This window comes from Rhodococcus sp. DN22 (assembly GCF_036669995.1).
Taxonomy (GTDB): domain Bacteria; phylum Actinomycetota; class Actinomycetes; order Mycobacteriales; family Mycobacteriaceae; genus Rhodococcus_F; species Rhodococcus_F erythropolis.
Window position 1 is genome coordinate 1,144,577 of record NZ_CP133326.1, and the last position, 18,511, is coordinate 1,163,087.

The 18,511-nt window shown below is 63.5% G+C and carries 17 protein-coding genes; 10 read left to right on the plus strand and 7 right to left on the minus strand.

Going from position 1 to position 18,511, the window contains the following annotated elements; all coding sequences use genetic code 11:
- The first annotated feature begins 117 nt into the window (after positions 1–117).
- Entirely contained in the window at positions 118–798 is a 681-nt protein-coding gene (locus tag RA302_RS05190) for a FadR/GntR family transcriptional regulator (protein ID WP_166501897.1), read from the plus strand.
- Here RA302_RS05190 and RA302_RS05195 read toward each other — a convergent pair.
- The gene (locus RA302_RS05195; protein ID WP_166501898.1) at positions 795–1,901 is read right to left on the minus strand and encodes a YbhN family protein; all 1,107 of its coding nucleotides are present in this window, start codon (positions 1,899–1,901) and stop codon (positions 795–797) included. The genes RA302_RS05190 and RA302_RS05195 overlap by 4 nt on opposite strands.
- Positions 1,902–1,910: 9 nt before the next feature.
- Positions 1,911–3,389: an adenylate/guanylate cyclase domain-containing protein gene (locus tag RA302_RS05200; RefSeq protein WP_021343017.1), complete on the minus strand. Its 1,479-nt coding sequence runs from the start codon at positions 3,387–3,389 to the stop codon at positions 1,911–1,913.
- A gap of 192 nt (positions 3,390–3,581) precedes the next feature.
- Between RA302_RS05200 and RA302_RS05205 the strand changes: the two genes are divergently transcribed.
- From RA302_RS05205 to RA302_RS05220, 4 genes are read left to right on the plus strand one after another with little or no spacing between them, the layout of a single operon-like run.
- Positions 3,582–4,760, plus strand: coding sequence for an AI-2E family transporter (locus RA302_RS05205; RefSeq protein WP_019747101.1), 1,179 nt, complete (start codon positions 3,582–3,584; stop codon positions 4,758–4,760).
- Entirely contained in the window at positions 4,753–5,976 is a 1,224-nt protein-coding gene (locus RA302_RS05210; RefSeq protein ID WP_003945490.1) for a DUF5931 domain-containing protein, read from the plus strand. The genes RA302_RS05205 and RA302_RS05210 overlap by 8 nt, the downstream gene beginning before the upstream one ends.
- 4 nt (positions 5,977–5,980) lie before the next feature.
- On the plus strand, positions 5,981–6,637 hold the full coding sequence (locus RA302_RS05215) for a response regulator transcription factor (RefSeq protein ID WP_037134012.1): 657 nt from the start codon (positions 5,981–5,983) through the stop codon (positions 6,635–6,637).
- A 17-nt stretch (positions 6,638–6,654) separates the two neighbouring features.
- On the plus strand, positions 6,655–7,374 hold the full coding sequence (locus RA302_RS05220; protein ID WP_019747103.1) for a DUF1707 domain-containing protein: 720 nt from the start codon (positions 6,655–6,657) through the stop codon (positions 7,372–7,374).
- A gap of 4 nt (positions 7,375–7,378) precedes the next feature.
- Here the strand turns inward: RA302_RS05220 and RA302_RS05225 are convergent, their stop codons facing one another.
- Positions 7,379–7,831, minus strand: a complete 453-nt coding sequence (locus RA302_RS05225; RefSeq protein WP_019747104.1) for a MaoC family dehydratase — start codon at positions 7,829–7,831, stop codon at positions 7,379–7,381.
- Positions 7,832–7,866: 35 nt separating this feature from the next.
- Positions 7,867–8,394: a cupin domain-containing protein gene (locus RA302_RS05230; protein ID WP_019747105.1), complete on the minus strand. Its 528-nt coding sequence runs from the start codon at positions 8,392–8,394 to the stop codon at positions 7,867–7,869.
- A gap of 150 nt (positions 8,395–8,544) precedes the next feature.
- Here RA302_RS05230 and RA302_RS05235 point away from each other — a divergent pair, with 150 nt between their 5' ends.
- Together RA302_RS05235 and RA302_RS05240 are read left to right on the plus strand one after the other, a co-directional pair.
- Positions 8,545–9,117, plus strand: a complete 573-nt coding sequence (locus RA302_RS05235) for a TetR/AcrR family transcriptional regulator (RefSeq protein ID WP_019747106.1) — start codon at positions 8,545–8,547, stop codon at positions 9,115–9,117.
- A 137-nt stretch (positions 9,118–9,254) separates the two neighbouring features.
- A complete protein-coding gene (locus RA302_RS05240; protein WP_019747107.1) occupies positions 9,255–11,099 on the plus strand; it encodes a DUF2339 domain-containing protein in 1,845 nt (614 codons plus the stop codon).
- A gap of 1 nt (position 11,100) precedes the next feature.
- Here RA302_RS05240 and RA302_RS05245 read toward each other — a convergent pair whose 3' ends face one another.
- The 3 genes from RA302_RS05245 to trmB are packed head-to-tail and all read right to left on the minus strand — an operon-like array spanning position 11,101 to position 15,480.
- Positions 11,101–14,007 (minus strand): MMPL family transporter, encoded by a 2,907-nt coding sequence (locus RA302_RS05245; protein ID WP_046378015.1) that lies wholly within the window; start codon positions 14,005–14,007, stop codon positions 11,101–11,103.
- A gap of 10 nt (positions 14,008–14,017) precedes the next feature.
- Positions 14,018–14,725, minus strand: coding sequence for an NYN domain-containing protein (locus RA302_RS05250; RefSeq protein WP_003945733.1), 708 nt, complete (start codon positions 14,723–14,725; stop codon positions 14,018–14,020).
- Positions 14,722–15,480 (minus strand): tRNA (guanosine(46)-N7)-methyltransferase TrmB, encoded by a 759-nt coding sequence (gene trmB / locus RA302_RS05255; protein WP_019747110.1) that lies wholly within the window; start codon positions 15,478–15,480, stop codon positions 14,722–14,724. The genes RA302_RS05250 and trmB overlap by 4 nt, the downstream gene beginning before the upstream one ends.
- A 163-nt stretch (positions 15,481–15,643) precedes the next feature.
- On the opposite strand from trmB, the gene RA302_RS05260 reads away from it, so the two are divergent.
- From RA302_RS05260 to RA302_RS05270, 3 genes are all read left to right on the plus strand, one after another.
- Positions 15,644–16,576, plus strand: coding sequence for a GTPase domain-containing protein (locus RA302_RS05260; RefSeq protein WP_225320285.1), 933 nt, complete (start codon positions 15,644–15,646; stop codon positions 16,574–16,576).
- A gap of 181 nt (positions 16,577–16,757) precedes the next feature.
- Positions 16,758–17,909: a hypothetical protein gene (locus RA302_RS05265; protein ID WP_225320286.1), complete on the plus strand. Its 1,152-nt coding sequence runs from the start codon at positions 16,758–16,760 to the stop codon at positions 17,907–17,909.
- Between the two features lie 133 nt (positions 17,910–18,042).
- The gene (locus RA302_RS05270) at positions 18,043–18,381 is read left to right on the plus strand and encodes a DUF6802 family protein (RefSeq protein ID WP_021333139.1); all 339 of its coding nucleotides are present in this window, start codon (positions 18,043–18,045) and stop codon (positions 18,379–18,381) included.
- The last annotated feature ends 130 nt before the right edge of the window (positions 18,382–18,511 follow it).

Sequence of the window (18,511 nt, forward strand, 5' to 3'; positions counted from 1 at the left end):
CCCGCGGAGGGGTGCCGGTCTGTCAGGCCCCGCCGCGGCAGTCGAGAAGGAGTGCTCCTGTAGCCATGCGGGCTACACTAGAACGAAATCACTTATCAGACAACCTGAGGAGTTCACGTGTCACCTATCGTCGAGCGTCGGCTGCTCACCGACCAGGCCGCGGAGTTGCTGCGAGCGCGGATCGTGAGCGGTGAATGGGAAGTCGGCGCCAAACTTCCAGGTGAAACCACTTTGGCTGCGCAGTTGGGTATCGGTCGGTCCACCATCAGGGAAGCGGTGCGGACCCTCGCGGGCCTCAGCATGCTCGAATCGAGACAGGGTGCCGGCGTCTTCCTGCGGAGTACGACGCCTCCGGATCAGTGGCCGCGCGTGCTCGAAGCCGAGGCGATTCTTCATGTCGTCGAGGTGCGAAATGCGGTCGAGATCGAAGCGGCTCGGCTGGCGGCACAGCGCCGCGATGCCGTTGACGTCGCGGCTCTGCGGCAGGCGTTGGACGGTAGAACTGCCGCCGCGCACTCTGGAGACGCAGCGTTTGTCGACGCCGATATCGCCGTCCACCGGGCAGTGGTGGATGCGGCCCACAATCCCGTGCTGTCGGAACTCTTCGAGACTTTTGTGCCGCGTCTGCGGGCCGCGTTGATCGAGTTGATCGCGGTTCTGGACCTGCATCCACACAGTCAGCCGGATGCGGACGAGCATCGAATGTTGGTGGACGCCATCGAAGCCGGCGACGCGGAGGCAGCGGTACGGATCAGCCGAGCCCACCTCGACGACATGGCAGCAGCGTTGCGACGCTAGACGCCGGGTTGTTCTCGACGTTCGAACTCGAGGTCCATCTCGAGATCTTCGTGGTGGGTTGCACGGAACGTGATCAAGAAGACGATCCAACCGGCGACAGCGACCATGATGAAGCTGACCATCCGATATACAAACCATGCCGCAATTGCCTGCGGTCCACTGGCACCGGCGATCGTCAGCGCGGTGATCAGTGCGGTGTCCACGTAGCCCAGCCCGCCGGGAAGCAGCGGAATGCTGCCGACTGCTTTGGCAGCGGTAAAGGCAATCAGGAGCCCCGCGAAGGAGGGTTCCGCGCCCACCGCCCAGCATGCGAAACCCAAACAAGCGACATCGGCGACACGATGGATGGCCGACCACCCGAATGCGATGACCGAGTCGGTGCGGCTGAGCTCGACCGAATCCAGTTGCTTGAGGATTTCGGACCAACGGTGCATACCGCGCCCGGTCGGGTTATTGCGAGAACGGTTGTACAGCGCCAGAACTCGGTGCCCGATGCGCTCGATGCTGCCGGGATTCTGGGCTATGTATCGCAACGCCAGAAACAGTGCTGCCATGCCGACGAGCGAAATCGTCAGCGTCACCGGGCTGACCTTGGTGCCGAACGCCGCTGCGCCGGTAGCGCCGAGTAGTGCCAGCGTCGCGGCAGCGATGACACCGCACATCGCCAACTGCCAGGATGCGACAACCGGTGTAGCGCCCCACTTTCGAGTCTGCTTGTACGTGAACGCAGTGGAGAAGACCTGGCCAGCAGGCAACGTCAGCGCCATTGCCGTACTGGCATAGATGACCGAGAGGTTCTTGAGGTGACCGGCAACCACACCGGCGGCATTGAGCAGACGTTGTTGAACGGACGCGTATCCGCTTAACGAAATGAGTTGGGCCGCGACGCACGCGGCCACCCAACCCCAATGGATTTCGGTCAGGACCCGCCAGGCCTCACTGAGTCTGGGCCAGAGATATGCGCCTTCGACTATCAGGAGGGCGATGAGCGCTATCCCGAGCACCCACTTCAGCCACCAGAAGCGCCCTCTGGCCCGACTGGTCTCGGCCACGGGCGAGCGTGGTCGTCTCAGTCGCCGTGGGGTGTTTCCAGGCTGAGCCATCGACTCACCCTAACCAATTTGATCCGGATCGACCTCTGGATACTTTTCCGGCCACGCCAGATGCGTCAGTCGTCGGCGCCCACGCAGTTGGACTTGCTCGCCGAGTTCCCACTCGGCCTGTTCCTCTTCGTCGGCGAAATACAGCGCGCTCGTCGACGCCAGCACCCGGCTGGGCCGAAGTTTCGCGAGCTCGGTGAGCCGTGATGCTTCGTTGACCGGATCGCCGATCACGGTGTACTCGAAACGTTCGGCAGCACCGATGTTGCCGGCGACCGCGAGCCCCGCGCTCACGCCGATACCGACGTCCAGGCCGGTGATGTCGTTGAGCTTGAACCGCAGCTCGCGAGCCGCCGCGAGGGCTGCCGTCGGAGCGTCGGGTCGATCGAGTGGTGCACCGAAGATGGCGAGCGCCGCATCACCCATGAACTTGTTGACAAAACCGTGGTGGCGATCGATGACGTCGACGACCACACGGAAGAACTCGTTGAGCAGCTCGACCACTTCGCCCGGCGGGCGCTCGGCCGCGGCACCGGTTGATCCGACCATGTCGACGAACAGAACTGCCACGAATCGAGTTTCGCCGCCCAGTTCGGTACCGAACTTCAGCGCGCGGCGGGCCACGTCCTCGCCGACGTGCTGGCCGAAGAGCTCACGCAGCAAGCGACGCTCGTCGGACTCTTTCATCATGCGGTTGAAGCCGACCTGCAGCCGGCCGATCTCACTGCCGTCGAACACCTCGACGCGTACGTCGGTGGCGCCGCGCTGCACTCGCTCGATGGCGCGTCGCAGTTGTCGGATCGGATCGGAGATCTGAGTAGCCGTCAGCATCGACAGTGCAAAGGCCTGCACGATCGCCATGATCGAGATGAGCAGGATCGCCCACGCGAGCGAGTCGGGGGAGAACTCGAGATTCGTCGTGAGCTGCGTCGAGCACAGCAAGATGATGCCGGCGACGGGCATCAGCGTGCCGAGACCCCAGGTCATCGCCAGCCGGGTTCCGACGCCCGGCGCCATGGTCCGATCGAATTCGCCCTCACTCAAGGCCTGGGCGGCGACCGGACGCAAAATGCGCTCACCGAGCATGTAGGTGAACCCGAAGGTCGTGGTCGCGGCCATACAGACCGTCACGATCACCGCGATCGCGAGTCCGGGCATCTCGGTGATGGTCAGGAACACGAAGATGATGCCGCCCAGAATCCACAGCACCAGGTGAACGATGGCCTGGCGAAGCGGCGCGTGAAGTGCCGCCATCTGCTCGGACCTCGTCGGCGGACCCCCGCGCAGCCGCCAACGGATGACCGATTTCAACATCATGGCCGCCGCGGTGAGGCTGACGGCACCGGCGAATGCCAGGTAAACGCCGAAGATCGCGAAGTTGCGGACACGGTCGGCAACTATCGCGTCGGACTCCTGGATCGGAACGCCGTACCGGACGAAGGCAAAGACCAGCACCGCGCCGATCAGATTGGCTGCGAGCATGGAGAGCATATAGAGGGGCCACCGGCTGCGGATGGTCACCGCTATTGCTCTGTATGAGGCCCGCACAGGGTTCAATTTAGCTGGCAGAGCTCGAAGTGTTGGTACGCGCGTCCGATTATTGGTCCGCTCACCTGTGTCGGCCGGTCCGGTTAGGCTCGCGAGGTGAACGCAAACAGGGGGCGTGCGGAGCGAGCTTCGAGGATGAACAAACCCATCTCCGCCGACGCTCGGGCGGTGCACCCGGGCGTGCGCATCGCGGCGGAATGGTCGTGGCGCCTCATCGTGATCTTTGCCGGGCTACTGGTTCTCGGATACGTGGTTCTGCGCCTCGAGACCGTGCTCATCCCGGTGGGGCTGGCTCTACTGGCATCGGCTCTGTTGATTCCGGTTGTCGATCGGCTACAGGTGTGGGGAGTTCCCCGCTCGGCAGCTGTGATCGTCGTTCTGCTTGCCTCGATCGGACTGGTCGCGGGAATCATGACGTTTGTCGTCGAGCAGTTCATCGACGGGTTGCCCCAGCTCACCGACCAGTTCACGGCCAGCGTCACGCAGATTCAGAACTGGCTCACCAGTGGACCGCTGCACTTCAGCGAGGATCAGATCCGCCAGGCTGGTGATTCGGTCGTCAAGTCGGTGCAATCCAATCGTGAGTCCCTGACCAGCGGCGCCTTGACCACGGCGACAGTCATCGGCGAGATCTTCACCGGGGCATTGCTGACGCTGTTCACTCTCATCTTCTTCCTCTACGGCGGCGACCAGATCTGGCAGTTCGTCACCCGGATCGTTCCCACCGACGCGCGTCGTCGGGTGCGGATCGCCGGTTCTGCAGGTTTTGGGTCGCTGATCGGTTACGTGCGCGCCACGGTCGCGGTTGCCGCCGCCGACGCGATCGGTATCGGTGCCGGCCTGGCGATCCTCGGGGTGCCGCTCGCCCTGCCGCTGGCGTCGTTGGTGTTCATCGGCGCGTTCATCCCGATCGTCGGTGCATTTCTGACCGGTTTTCTCGCGGTGCTTGTCGCTCTGGTCACGAAGGGTTTCCTGACGGCACTGATCGTCCTCGGCATCATCATCGGCGTCATGCAGCTCGAAGCGCACGTGATGCAACCGCTGTTGTTGGGTCGCGCTGTTCGCCTGCATCCGCTGGCAGTCGTTCTCGCCATTACAACGGGCATCGTCCTCGCCGGAATCGTCGGCGGGCTCTTGGCTGTTCCGATCGTCGCGGTCCTGAATACCGCCATTCGTTCCCTCCTCGCCGACGACCCGGACATCGCGTACGCCGAACTGCACGTCGAAGATCCGGAGACCCCACTGTTCCCCGCCGAACCCGACGAGCCGCGCGCCGAGCCTCGCATCGTGAACCCCACTCCTCCCGATGACTGAGCCCACCCGCCGTCGTCGGCTGCACTATCAGCCGACCGTTCGCGAGGCGTCGGGCGTCGACACCGACCCTGATGCCCCGCTGTGGCGGGCGGCGCAGGCATTTCGCCTCGTCACGCTGGTGTACGCGATCAGCTACCAGTTCGCTTCGGCCTCCGACTACACCAACTCCCGGCTCAGCTGGTTCTTCGTCGCTCTGATGGCCGTGTGGACCGGGGTGTCGGCACTGTTGCTCGGGACCTCCGGTGCGTTGTTCGGGAAGAAGCTGCCGCGGTACCAGGTGGTGATCGCCGATCAGGTTGTCGTCATCTTGCTGATGGCGTCGACGAGGCTGGTCTCCGACCACGAGTGGTATCAGAATCACCAGACGCTCCCCACCACGCTGTGGGCCACCAACGCGGTCATCTCCGCGGCAATTCTCGGCGGGCCGTGGCTCGGTATGGCGTCCGGAGTTGTCATCTCGGCGGCCAGCGCGATCATCCGCGACCAGGTCAACCTGGACCTCTGGCGCGATGCGACGGCTCCCGTGCTCGTATCGGTCGGCCTGGCGTTGGGCTTGGCCACCACCACCGCTCGGCGCTCGCATCGACAACTCGAGCAGGCCGTACGTCTGGCGGCGGCTACCGAAGAGCGCGAACGATTGGCACGCGAAGTGCACGACGGCGTTCTGCAGGTGCTGGCGATGGTGCGCCGGCGAGGAGCCGCACTCGGCGGCGAGGCAGCTGAGCTGGCCGCGCTGGCCGGCGAGCAGGAGGTCGCGTTGAGAATGCTGATTTCCGAGCAGGTTTCGGGTGCCGCGGCAGATGTCGGCGGACAGACAGTGGATCTGTGTCCGCTGCTGACTACGCAGGCCAGCACGTCGGTGTCGGTGTCGACGCCCGCGCATCCGGTCGTGATCGAGCGCGATCGAGCAATCGAACTGGCAGCCATCGTCGACAATGCCCTGTCCAATGTCGGGCTTCACGCCGGTCCTGCGGCGAAGGCGTACGTATTGCTCGAAGATCTGCCGGACGAGGTGATCGTCAGTGTCCGTGACGACGGCGTCGGAATCCCCGAAGGTCGCTTGGCGCAGGCCGAGGCCGAAGGCCGCATGGGAGTATCGAAGTCCATTCTCGGTCGAGTACAGGTGCTCGGCGGAACTGCAGTCCTGCAAACGGGGCCGGGGGAGGGCACCGAATGGGAGATCAACGTTCCGAAGGGGAAGAGTGAGCGTGGCTGACGAAATGGGCGAGAATCCGGTGACGGTGATGGTCGTCGACGATCACCCGATGTGGCGCGACGGTGTCTCCCGGGACCTCGAAGCCGCGGGCTTCACCGTGAGCGCCACGGCGGAGGGTGTCGAGAGTGCGCGCCGCCGAGCCGCCGCCGTGCAACCGGCCGTGGTTCTGATGGACATGAACTTGCCGGACGGAAACGGTGCCGACGCCACCACCGCGGTGCTCGAGGTTTCGCCGAAGAGCAAGGTACTGGTGCTTTCGGCCTCCGCCGAGCGTGACGACGTCCTCGACGCGGTCAAAGCCGGAGCGTCGGGTTACCTGGTCAAGAGTGCTTCGGTGGCGGAACTTCTCGAGGCCGTGCGAGCGACTTTCGACGGACAAGCCGTCTTCACACCCGGCCTCGCCGGATTGGTGCTCGGCGAGTACCGCCGGATGTCGACGGCACCGGCCGACGATCGCGCACCCGAGCTGCCTCGGCTCACCGACCGTGAGACCGAAGTGCTCCGTCTTGTCGCCAAGGGGCTGAGCGCAAAACAGATCGCCACGAGGCTCTCGCTCAGCCACCGGACCGTCGAAAACCACGTCCAGGCGACGCTGCGGAAACTTCAGTTGGCCAATCGCGTCGAGCTCACGCGATACGCGATAGAACAAGGTCTGGAATAACGTTTATCCTGGAAATCATGGAGGCCAGGAATCTACGCGTATCCGATGCCGAACGAGAGCACGTCGGCGAGCTGCTGCAGAAAGCTGTCGGTCAAGGGATGCTCTCGCTCGGTGAGTTCACCGAGCGCATGGACACTGCCTTGGCTGCAAAGACGCGAGGTGAGCTCAACTCGGTTCTCGCCGATCTTCCGGGCATCACGCTGATCTCCGACTACGACCCACCCGCGTATCCCAATGCAGGTCAGCCGATGTACCAAGGCCAGCCGTATCCTGCGCCGACATACCAACCCCAGCCGCCGCCGGTTCACCCGAGCCCGCCTTACCGCGCTCCCGTCGGGGCTCCGGTAGTCGGTAACTACGGAGCGGCAAATGCTGCCGTGATCCGTGGACGAATGGCGACGGTGACGCGGAACGGCGCATGGATCGTTCCTCCCGCTGTCGTGGTCGATACCAGAATGTCCAGTGTGACTATCGATTTCACGCGCGCTGTGATGCAGACGCAGGTCGTGAACATCTCGATCGACGACTACGCCAGTTCGATTTCACTGATCGTTCCCGAAGAGGCGACGGTGGACATGAACGGTGTCGAGGCAGTCGGAGGAAGTGCGTCGAACAAGGTTCGTTCCGGCCCGCAGATGGGCCCGCTGCATCTGGTGGTGCACGGCAAGGTGCGATTCGGCAGTGTCACCGCGAAGCATCCCTTCGGCACCACGATCCGAAAGATGTTCGGCTCCTGACCTTTCAGTGATACGCGCGGGTCAACATCTCGGCGACGCACACGGGTTTGTCACCGTGTTCTCGTTCGAATGTCTGCGTCACCGTGATCTGGACGCCGCCATTGATCGGTTCGACTTTGCTCAACGTCGCACGCATGCGAACGCGAGAGCCAACCGGAAGCGGAGCAGGCAACCTGACCTTGTCGAATCCGCAGTTGAGAGCAAACGCAAAACCCTCGAGCGAGAACATCGCATACGAGAACATGGGTCCGAGTGAGAGCGTGTAGTTGCCGTGCGCGATCGTTCCACCGAACGGTGACTCCTTCGCGCGATCCACATCGACGTGAATCCACTGATCGTCGCCGGTGACCCGGGCGAACTCGTCGATGGACTCCTGCGTGACATCGTGCCAGTCGCTGACGCCCAACTCTTGGTTCAGGTTGGCGCTGAGGTCTTCTGCTCCGGTGAGTACAAGCATGAATCTTCCTTTGATCGGTAGGTGCTGGCAGTCGGTCAGTGACTTTCGATGCCGAATCCCACACCGTGCGTCTGTGCGATCTCGGCGGTGGCAACGAGATCGAATTCGATCCCGAAATCTGCTTCTACCCGCGCTGCAACCGATTCCGCGGCGGAACTTGCTTCGGCCAGTAGTTTCGGCATCAGTTCGAACAGGTCTTCCATCCCTCCGGGCGTGATGATTTCGAGAATCCGTGCTGGAGCGTCGTCGGGATTCCACACGGCGTGCCACTGGCCACGCGGTTTGAAGATCATGGCGCCAGTCTCCGCGTAGACGACCTCGTCTCCGACCATCGCTGCGACGCGGCCACTTTGAACCACCGTGTACTCGTCTTCGCGGCTGTGGCGATGGACCGGTGAGGTCATCGAATGCGGAGCGATGCGGTGTTGTACAAGAGAGAATCCTCCCTCGGTTTGTTTGCTTCGAACCATCATCCGGACGCCGGTGGCCGCGAGAGTCCCGGCGAGATCTACGTCCGGTCCGAGGACGGTCGTCGTGGTGTGGTTTGCGGAATTCGGTGACATCGATTTGGTCCTTTGCCGTCGTGAGCGTCGTTGGCTGCGCTCCGGTTTCGATTCTCGAATCATGTACCAATCGGTCTAGTGATGCAAGGTTTTGGCTATTTATGCACTTCAAGTGTTGTCGATATGTGTACTGATCGGTATGTTGAACTTATGTCTACGAGGGATTTGTTGGTCGATGCCGCTGCCGACTTGTTGCAGCGGAAGGGGTACGCGGGAACGGGTGTGTCGGAAGTGCTCTCGGCGAGCGCGACCACCAAGGGGTCCTTGTACTTTCACTTTCCCGGTGGCAAGGAAGAACTCGCAGGCGAGGCTCTGAGGCGACGCGGTGAGGCAATGGCCGATTTCATCCGGCATCTCCTGGAGAGCTCACCCGATGCCGCCACCGCGATCTCGGCATTTGCTGCCGCACTGGCTGCGCGTTTGTCGGATTCGGACTACGAACGTGGATGCGCCCTGGCTACGGCAACACTGGATGCCGCAACCGAATCCGAGGTCATCCGTGGTGCTTGTGCGGACGGGTACAACTCGTGGCTGGGGCTGCTGGCTCAGCGCCTCGAAGCCGACGGTTGGTCCCGCGAAGACGCAGAGTCCGAGGCAATTCTCGCTCTGTCCGCACTCGAGGGCGCGCTTGTCCTCGCTCGGGCGCGTCAGGATCCCGCTCCGCTTCACACTTCGGGTCGGTTGCTCTCCGAACGATTGCGGAATGCAGCGCCTCGGCGATAGTTCCCTGTCGGTCGATGGTGCAGTCGGTTGATGGTGCTGTCAGTCGAAGGTGTCCTCAGTTGAATACGAGAAGTCCCCAGGCTGATCGAGTAGTACTACTCATCTGATCGGTTCGGCCACGCAGCAAGCTCGTAGCCATGACCACACCGAGTTCTTCCGCCGTCGATCCGCGACTGGTGACCGCCCTCTCGGCCGAGTGCGACAGCATCGGCCGGCAGTTGCGTCACATGGGCCAGAACCTGTCGATCCTGCAGACTCAGCTGGCCTCGGCTACTGTGCCCCCGCCCATGCCGGTAGTTCCTGCACCCGCAGCTCCGGCGCCACAGATGCCGCCAATGCGTCCTCAGCAGAACGTGCCCACCTGGCAGCCGCCGACGTATCCGGTTGCCGCACCTCGCCAGCCCTGGTGGCAACGCGACGGTGTCATCAGTCGACTCCTGGCCGCCGCCGGTGTAGCCGTCACACTGATCGGCGTCGTGATGCTGCTGGTACTTGCAGCGCAGGCCGGATTCTTTGGACCGCCGCTGCGGGTGCTCGGTGGCGCACTCCTTTCCGGCGCCTTGGTGTTTGCCGGAGTTCGGGTCCACGGACGACCAGGTGGCAAAGTGGGAGCGATTGCTCTGGCTGCCACCGGTTTTGCGGGAATGTACCTCGACGTCGTCGCTGCCTCTGTTCTCTACGGTTGGGTGACGACGCCGCTCGCGGTGGTGATTGCCTTCGGGATTGCCGCGGCCGGCGTTGCTTTGGCGGTGAAATGGGATTCCGAATCACTGGCGCTCATGATCGTTCTGGGCGCAGCGGTGCTGGCTCCCGTGTTGACCTCGGGAATATCGTTGACTCTCATCGGTTTCCTCTTCGCGATCCAGTCGGCGACGTTATCCGCCCAACTCGGTCGTGACTGGAAGTACCTGGGCATGGCGCGCACCGTACCGGTGGTTCTCGCGCTGCTCGTAGCGATAGCGTCGGAGTCCATCTTCAGCGAATCCGGTAACAGTGCAGTGCAATTGGTGATCAGTGCCGGCGTGGTTGCAATAGTGGGCGCCGGCTGCGCGATGGCTATGCAGTGGACGGGTTCGCCCTCGCGCGGCGGAGTTGCAGGGGCGTGGTCCACCGCTACCTTTGTTGTCTCGTCCCTTCCGCTGATGAGCGTCGGAGCCGTGCTCGGGCGCACCGAATCCGCAGTGCTGTACGGAATTGCAGCGCTACTACTACTTTCCGCTGCAGCGGCAGCCAAGCCTTTGCCGACGCAACTGCGATTCGGACTGGGCGCAACCGGCGCTCTCGCATTGTTGCTGTGCTGCTTGTCCGGGGCGACGGAATCTCTGGTCGTACCGCTGGTCCTCACCGTCGGCATGATCTTCCTCGGAGTCTCGCTGTATGCGGGTTCGCGCTTCGTCTTCGCCCTCGGAACCGCCTTTGCGGCAATCGGATCGATCGGATACCTCACGACGGTTCCACCGGAAGCGTTGACGACTGCCCGTGCCGCATCCATGCAACTCGGTGCGATCACGGCACTCTCGAGCCTGACGGCGATAGGTGCACTGGTGATGCTGGTGTGGGCGATTCACCGACTGAAGTTGATCGCCGATTCGAATGCAGCGGTTCTATGGGCGGCCGCAGGGTTCGGTGTCCTCTACGCGGTGACGTGTGCGCTCGTCTCATCCGGCGTCGAAATCTTCGACAGTGCAACCGGATTTGTTGCCGGGCACAGCGTTGCAACCATCGTCTGGATGCTTGCCGCCACGTCAGCGCTGGTGCTCGGCCTGAACAACCGTCAGCATGCTCGCGTTTTGCTCGGAGCTGGTCTTGCTCTCACCAGCGCGGCAGTGGCCAAGCTGTTCCTCTTCGACCTGGCCACGCTCAGTGGGCTGGTGCGCAGCGCTGCCTTCCTGGTGGTCGGCTTGCTGCTCCTGCTGGTCGGGACTCGTTATGCACGAGCCTTCGCCAAGCAGGAGCAGGTCAGCTCCGCTTCTGGATCATGAGTCAGCTTCGCTTCTGGCGAGCGATGAGCTCGCTGACACTGATGGCGCCTGCGTCGTCAGGTCGGTGCCTGCCGGTGGCGTTGTCGTCGCCGTCAGAGGCATCCGAGACTCGGGGCTCGGTGGGACGACGCTCCGGAGCGATCGGTGGAGGCGGCGACTGGGGGGTCGCCTCCATCGAGGTCGGGGCCGAGCCGTTTGTTGCAGCGCCATTTGTTGCAGAACCGTTGGTAGCACCGTTTGCAGAGCCATTCCGGCTCGAGCCGTTGGTACCTGAACCGCTGCTTGCCGAACCGTTTGTACGCGAAGGCGTCCGGACCACCGGCAGCGGCCGTGAGGCCGGGGGAGTCTGTTCCCGAGCCCGCAGGTCCGACAACCAACTCTCGATGGGACGTTCGGCCGGCGCAGGGGACGTCGGGTTTCTCCGCTTGTCGGTGGTGTTCGGTTGCGGCCGGTACGAGGGATTGGGGACCGGTGCCTCGATCAGGTTCTGGGGCGCGCTGGCTGCACTCCCGATATCGAGACGACGTCGCGGTGCCGGCTTCTCCGCGGCAGGTGTATCCGTGTTCGGTGCCTTGATCGTCATTTCGCTGAGCGGAATGGGCTCGGTGAGGGGATCAGGAACACGAGGTCCGCTTTCCGGCTGTGCAGCCGGGGCAGGCGGCGGCATGACCCGCGAGGCCGCTTCGATCTTGCGCGGCTGACCCGGTCCGGCGATCGCACCGACAGGCGCGATCTGCGGGACGTTTGCGAGCACGAGTTCGTTGTCGAGGATCGGCTCACCCAGCCCGATCTTCTGCTGGATCCGCTTCATCCAGGCCGGGGCCCACCAGCAGTCGTCGCCGAGCATTTTCATGGTCGCGGGGACCAGGAACATTCGGATCAGCGTGGCGTCGATGATCAGCGCGGAGATCATGCCGTACGAGATGTACTTCATCATCACCAGATCGGACAGGCCGAATGCACCGGTGACCACGATCAGAATCAGTGCGGCAGCGGTGATGATCCGGCCGGTATGTGCCGTGCCGATTCGGATGGATTCGGTAGTACTCGCGCCCTGCGCTCGCGCTTCGACCATGCGGGAGAGCAGGAACACTTCGTAGTCGGTCGACAGGCCGTAGACGATCGCGATGATCAACACCAGGACGGGAGACATGATCGGTCCCGGCGTGAAGTTCAACAGACCGGAACCGTGGCCGTCGATGAAGATCCAGGTCAAGATTCCGAGCGTCGAACCCAGGCCGAGCGCGCTCATCAACGCAGCCTTGATGGGCAGGACGAGCGAACCGAACGTCAAGAACATCAGCAGCGTCGTCAGCAGGATGACGGATACGACCATCAGCGGCAGACGGTCGAGCAACGCGTCGACGCTGTCCTGCTCGATGGCCGGAGTACCGCCGACGAGCACTGTTGTGCCCTCGGGCCAATCCGCGGATCGCAGATAGTCGATGGTGGGACGTGCCTCGTTGCGCTCGGTCAGACCGGCTTTGAGGACGTTGACCCCGTCCTTGGTCGCGACCTCCGGGGTGAACTTCTCGACCAGACCCGGCGCAGCGTTTGCGGTCTTGGAAATCTGACCGAGAGTGGTGTTGTCCGCTCCCTCGATGACGAGTCGAACGGGCTCGGTGCGATTGCCCGGGAAGAGTTCGTCGAACTGCGCCTGCGCGACACGCGTGGGGCTGTCCGGGGGCAGGTACGTCTCGTTGATACCGCCGAACTTGATGCCCGTCAGCGGAATGATCATCAGCAGTAGAGCCGCGACGATCGGGACCGCGACCTTGAGCGGATGCTGCATGACCCAGCGGGTGAGCTTGCCCCAGAAACCGTTCTCGATTTCCTCGTTGGTCTTGGTCTGGCGCAGCTTCTTGAAGGTCAGCGCGTCGATCCGTTTGCCGAGAATGCCGAGAATCGCGGGAAGAATCGTGATGGACGAGATCGCGGCAAGCATGACGGCCGCAATGGCGCCGTAGGCCACCGATTTGAGGAAGCCCTGCGGGAACAACAGCAGACCGCCGAGGCTGACGGCAACCATGGTCGCCGAGAACATGACCGTTCTACCCGCCGTCATGACCGTTCGGCGTACTGCGGTCGGGGTGTCGTACCCCTCGGCTATCTCTTCTCGGAAACGGCTGACGATGAACAGTCCGTAGTCGATCGCGAGACCCAGGCCGACCAGAGAGACCACGGGCGCAACAAACGCGTTGACCTCGGTGAAGTTGGTGATCAGTCGAATGATGCCGTTGGCGCCGATGACGGTCAGACCGCCGACGATCAACGGGAGGGCTGCAGCGACGACGCCACCGAAGACGAAGAACAGCAGGACACCGACGGCGGGAATCGCGAGCATTTCCATGCGCTTGATGTCGTTGGCCATCGTGTCGTTGAGCGAATTCGCGACAGGTTGCAGGCCGGCGAGTTGCACGTCGACGCCGTCGATGTAGAACTGCGACTCGACGTCGCGGAAGTTGTTGGACACCGCGGTGTCGTTGTCGCCGGCGATCGCGATGCTGGTGACCGCGTGTTGCTTGGTCTTGTCCGCCAGGGCCGCCACCGAGAGACCGTTGTCGACCTTGAAGTACGAGCCGTTGATCTTCATGATCTGGTCGGGGTTGTCGGCGACGAGCCGCTGCAGATTGTCGATGACCTTCGCTTGGAACTCGGGGTCGTCGACGGTCTTGCCCTCCGGCGCCGTGTACAGCGCCAGAACGTCACCCGTCGTGCTGCGTCCGAACGTGCCGTCAGCGAGTTTTGCAGCCTCTACCGATTCCGACCCCGGATCGTCCCAGCCGCTCTGGCTGAGATGATCCTGCAGGCTCAGGCCGTACGCAGCGAGCCCGAGGAGCCCCGCCACCATGACAGCGATGACGGTGAAGCGGGCTCGATAGACGATGCTTCCCCAGCTGGCGAACACTGATCAACTCCTACTCGGCAACACTTTTTCGCCCGATGAGCAGGGCAGAAAGCGGTCGGAACGGCTGCAACCAGGCGCCCTCGTCGGGCAGGGTGTCCAGGCTTACCCGTGGCAGAGGCTCACGGAAGACACCTGGGATGTCCTCGAGATCGACGAAGTCCAAGATATCGGACGACACAGCCCAGCTGGCGTGTTCACGGAACCCGAGAACCTGGACCGGGATACCGGTTGCTGCGATGTCCTCGAGAGGTTCGCGGAACGCTTGGCCGTCGGCGGACGCGACCATGATTCCGGCGAGGCCCTCGCCGTACCGGAGCGCGATGTGCTCGAGCATGTCCGAATCGACATCGCTGTCTTCATCGACCTTCGGCTTGGCGAACACCGCGAAACCCACGTTACGCAAGGCTTCGACCCAAGGACGAACGACGTCGGCGCTGCCGGACGCGATGTTGGTGAAGACGGTCGCTTCAGGCTCGAGCGTGCCGCTGTTCTGTGCGGACAGTTCGGCGGTGCGAGAGAGCAGCCAACGACCCAAAGCGTCGAATCGTGGCCGGTAGGCGGCGGTAGGCCGGCCACCGAGGATGGCGCCGAGGCCCATGTCGAGGTTGGGGGCGTCCCAGACCAGAAGCACCCGCTTGGGGTGGCGGGAGTCACGACCGAAGTCGAGAGGAGATTCCGACGACGTCACGTCGTCGGATAGCTGTTCGCTGACGCTCATGCTCTGATCTTCCCCCATATAAGCTCGGTGATTGCACTACCGACCTTATGGGCTTTGTCCTCGAACTTGGTGACCGGACGCTCGTGGGTCATCGGAGACTCCCAGTCGAGTGCGGTCAGCAGTGGCTCGGCATTGCCGGCTTCTTCGATCCATTCGGCGTACTCGGCGTGATCGGTTGCCACGTGCAGGACTCCGCCGGGCTTGAGGCGGTTGGCGATCAGCGCGAACGTCGGCCCCTGCAGGAGGCGACGCTTGTGATGGCGGGCCTTGGGCCACGGGTCCGGGAAGAACACCCGGACGCCCGTCAGGGACTCGGGGGCGACCATGTTCTCGAGTACGTCCATCGCGTCACCGCGTAGTACGCGGACGTTGGGAATCTCTTCACGCTCGACCTGCTGGAGAAGCTGCGCGAGCCCCGGGCGGTACACCTCGATCGCGATCAGGTTCACGTGCGGTTCCGCCTTGGCCATAGCGGCCGTCGCGGTGCCGGTACCCGAACCGATCTCGATGATCAGGGGTGCCTCGCGTCCGAACCAGGCGTTCGCGTCGAGCGGTGTGTCCGAGACGTCGGCGCCGATGAGCGGCCACTGACGGTCCCAAGCCTGCTGCTGCGCGTCGGTCAGCGCACCCCGGCGAGAGCGAAAGCTGGTCACTCTCGGATGGAGACGGGACCCCTTGGCGTGGTCCGTCTGCCCCGTGTCAGGGGTCTGCGGTGCATGCTGATCGGCTTCGTTCACGAACCCATTGTCACGCATGACCCCCGTTTAGCGCAGACGGGTCTGAAGTTTGAGTTGAGACTTTCTGCGGAAAGTCCTGAAACAGCCGACTTCGGACAGCCAGCGAAAGAGTGGTGTCACCTGCCGTCCTTGCCGAGAACCTGACAGAATCTCACCGACACGATGGGGACGTGGGGTGGGGATGAACACAGGATTTGCATGCAGTAATTGGTCACGAATGTTGCCCGCAGAATCGATCGACGACGCCTGCGCGGAGCCGATCGACCACTTGCGCGCTCTGGCATATCGGCTGACGTCGATCGATTCGGGAGCCGCAGAGGCGGTTCACTCGGTGCTCGGATCGCTGAGCGCGCCGCTCGAATTGGTGGTCGCCGGGCGAGCCGGGGTGGGGCGGTCGTCGTTGGCGCGGATCCTGGGGCGCGACGACCGGTTCTCGCGCAGAGTCGTCGGCGCACCGGTTGTGGTGACCGAGTCGCGCGCGTTCGACGTCCCTGGAACGTCGAACCCCGATCTGGGTCGTCGTTGCGTTGTCTACGTGGTGGTCGACGCGGTCCGCGACGTCGACGGCCGAGCCATTGCCCGAGTTTCCGATCGTGTGGTCGTCGCTGCGAACAAGGCTGACTTGTTCGGGCCGCGCTGGGACGAGGCGCTGGGACGGGCCGCGGAGATCTCGGAGACCGTCGGCGTGCCCACGGTTCCGGTGGAGACGCTGACCGGGCGCGGCGTCGAAGAATTGTTCGCGGCTCTCGGACCTGTTCTGGAGGCGCAGTGGTGGGGCAGGGTCGAGCAGATCGGCCCGGCGCTGAGGCGGTCTGCCTCGCGCAGCGCTGCGGGCAGGGACGAGATCGAGTTGTATCTGAGTTCGGACTCCGCGGTGCTGTTCGGCGCCGCGGCGGCGATGATGAGCCCCGAAATTCGAGCCCTGCGTCAAGGCGAGCCTCCCGATCCTCGTACCGCCGACGACGCGGGCACATGCAGCCGGTGGTGGGGCGAGCTCGTGGACGAGTCGGAACAGGCTCCGCAACAAAGGGTCTCACTGATTCGTCGCGGGTATGTGCGTCGGTGGGCGCAGCTCGGGGGCGATCGCTCCGCTCCGGCGGTGACCGATGGATAGCGTTTCGGTACTTCCGGATTCGGTGCTGCGCGTGGTGCAGCGATGGAATCCGGCATCCGATCCGGGTCGCCAGATCGCCGCCGAAACATCCAGTGGCACTAGAATTTACGTTGTCGGCCCACCGAGGTGTGGACGGGAAGACGTCGCCCGGATGTTCAATGCTTCTGATGACTGTTCGACAGTGACACGCGAGGTGGACGCCGACGTCGTACTTCTGGTCGTCGATGCCGCCAGTGTGATCGGACGCGAGGATCTTCTTCTTCTCGACGACGCTGCAGAGAGCGGAATCCCGGTGGTGGTTGCGCTGACCCGCATCGACGTCTACCGAGACTGGCAGGCGGTGCGCCGGCGTGATGCCCAGATTCTTGCTTCGCACTGCACTGCTTTTGCTCAGGCCCCGGTGGTCCCGATTGCGCCCGGTCAAGAGCAGTCGCTCGTTTCGGTCGTCAGCCGGGCGGCACGGCAGAGGGAAGCAGGCGGTTCGGATTCCGGTGTCATCGCGCAGACGCGCCGGATGATCGAGATAGAGATCCGGAATCTGCGTGACAGCGTTCCTGGTGCCGAACTGCGGGCCGAGCGATCACAGCTGCTCGCAGACCGCGACGGCCGGCGAGGCGAACGCCTGGTGCAGGTGCGAAGCCGACTGCAGCGAGCGCGCGGGGATCTGTCACAACAAATCGCCGAGGCAACCCGGGCTACGGTCGCGGGGGCACGTGCCTGGGTCGATGTGGCCTCGCGAGCCGAATTGGGTAGCGTGCCGACGCGACTGCAGCACGAGGTCGACCATCACACCCGGGTGTTCGATGCCGCGATGGCGGCAGCGGTGGAAGTGGCGGGCACGACCGGGTACATGCCTTCCCCACGGATTCCGGAGGGCCCGCCGGGACGTCAGCGCGGAAACGAGGACCGGGTGACAATTCTTGTCGGCGCGTCCGCGGGTCTCGGCCTCGGCCGTATCGCGGTGACTCCGCTGGAAATGATTCCAGCATTGGAGTTCGCGAGTATCCCCGTGACGTTGGTTCTGGGCGGCGCCGCGGCGTGGTGGTTGGCGCGAACTCGCGGGCTGACGGCGGATCGTGCCTACTCCAGGTCGTGGATCGTCGAATCGATGTCGACGGTTCGCGCACAGTGGGAGCAGCGAGTCCAGAGTGTTCTGCTCGAGGCCGAGGCGGATCTGGGAGCGGCGATCATGGCGGAGAGCCGCGAGCAGGTGGCGTCGGCGCAGGCCCGAATCGTGGAGATCGACGGTGAACTTCGCGAGCTTGCCGCGGCCAGATCAGGGCAACTGGCGTCGTGCGAGCGCGACCTCGCCGTTTTGAACGCCGCCTACTGACATTCCGCGAGTGCAGAGTTCTCCACAGCGTCGTAATTTCGGCCTCGACTGATCGTCGGGGTCTGGTAATACTGAGCGGACGGTTTCGGTAGGGGTTGCCGAAGCAGTAGGTCACCATCCAGTAGGGGGAGTAATGGACGCATTTCTGATCACGGCCGGACACATCGACGGGCACGAAGCCGAAGCGCTCGATCCTGGGCGTATCGAGCCCGAGACCTTCGGGCCCTCGTCGGGACCGGTCGATGCCGGCGACCTGAACTTCGACGCCTTCGACTTGGACGGTGACGGAACGGTCGACAGCCGTGTCGTCCACTCCGACGACGACGTCGTGATCGTGTCCGACTTCGATCGCGACGGTAGTGCCGATCGCCTCACGATGATCGAGTCGGACGGCGACTACTCGGCCTGGGAATGCAGTCGAGACGACGAAGGCGCCCTCGTGTGGCAGAAAATCGATGCCGGAGCGCTCTGAGAAGGTTCCGTTTATGTGCTCTGAGCGCCGGGTAGGCACCTGAACACACCAACTGAATCGTTTCTGTGACATTTCTGACCGCACCCGATTACCTGCAGGTGAACAGCCAGCGTTAACCTCAATACATAGG

What these genes read in the sequence shown, in the direction of transcription:
- RA302_RS05195 (WP_166501898.1), bottom strand. Translation starts at nt 1,901, where the DNA reads ATGGCTCAGCCTGGAAACACCCCACGGCGACTGAGACGACCACGCTCG.
- RA302_RS05200 (WP_021343017.1), bottom strand. Translation starts at nt 3,389, where the DNA reads ATGCTCTCCATGCTCGCAGCCAATCTGATCGGCGCGGTGCTGGTCTTT.
- RA302_RS05205 (WP_019747101.1), top strand. Translation starts at nt 3,582, where the DNA reads ATGAACAAACCCATCTCCGCCGACGCTCGGGCGGTGCACCCGGGCGTG.
- RA302_RS05210 (WP_003945490.1), top strand. Translation starts at nt 4,753, where the DNA reads ATGACTGAGCCCACCCGCCGTCGTCGGCTGCACTATCAGCCGACCGTT.
- RA302_RS05215 (WP_037134012.1), top strand. Translation starts at nt 5,981, where the DNA reads ATGGGCGAGAATCCGGTGACGGTGATGGTCGTCGACGATCACCCGATG.
- RA302_RS05220 (WP_019747103.1), top strand. Translation starts at nt 6,655, where the DNA reads ATGGAGGCCAGGAATCTACGCGTATCCGATGCCGAACGAGAGCACGTC.
- RA302_RS05225 (WP_019747104.1), bottom strand. Translation starts at nt 7,831, where the DNA reads ATGCTTGTACTCACCGGAGCAGAAGACCTCAGCGCCAACCTGAACCAA.
- RA302_RS05230 (WP_019747105.1), bottom strand. Translation starts at nt 8,394, where the DNA reads ATGTCACCGAATTCCGCAAACCACACCACGACGACCGTCCTCGGACCG.
- RA302_RS05235 (WP_019747106.1), top strand. Translation starts at nt 8,545, where the DNA reads ATGTCTACGAGGGATTTGTTGGTCGATGCCGCTGCCGACTTGTTGCAG.
- RA302_RS05240 (WP_019747107.1), top strand. Translation starts at nt 9,255, where the DNA reads ATGACCACACCGAGTTCTTCCGCCGTCGATCCGCGACTGGTGACCGCC.
- RA302_RS05250 (WP_003945733.1), bottom strand. Translation starts at nt 14,725, where the DNA reads ATGAGCGTCAGCGAACAGCTATCCGACGACGTGACGTCGTCGGAATCT.
- trmB (WP_019747110.1), bottom strand. Translation starts at nt 15,480, where the DNA reads ATGCGTGACAATGGGTTCGTGAACGAAGCCGATCAGCATGCACCGCAG.
- RA302_RS05260 (WP_225320285.1), top strand. Translation starts at nt 15,644, where the DNA reads ATGAACACAGGATTTGCATGCAGTAATTGGTCACGAATGTTGCCCGCA.
- RA302_RS05270 (WP_021333139.1), top strand. Translation starts at nt 18,043, where the DNA reads ATGGACGCATTTCTGATCACGGCCGGACACATCGACGGGCACGAAGCC.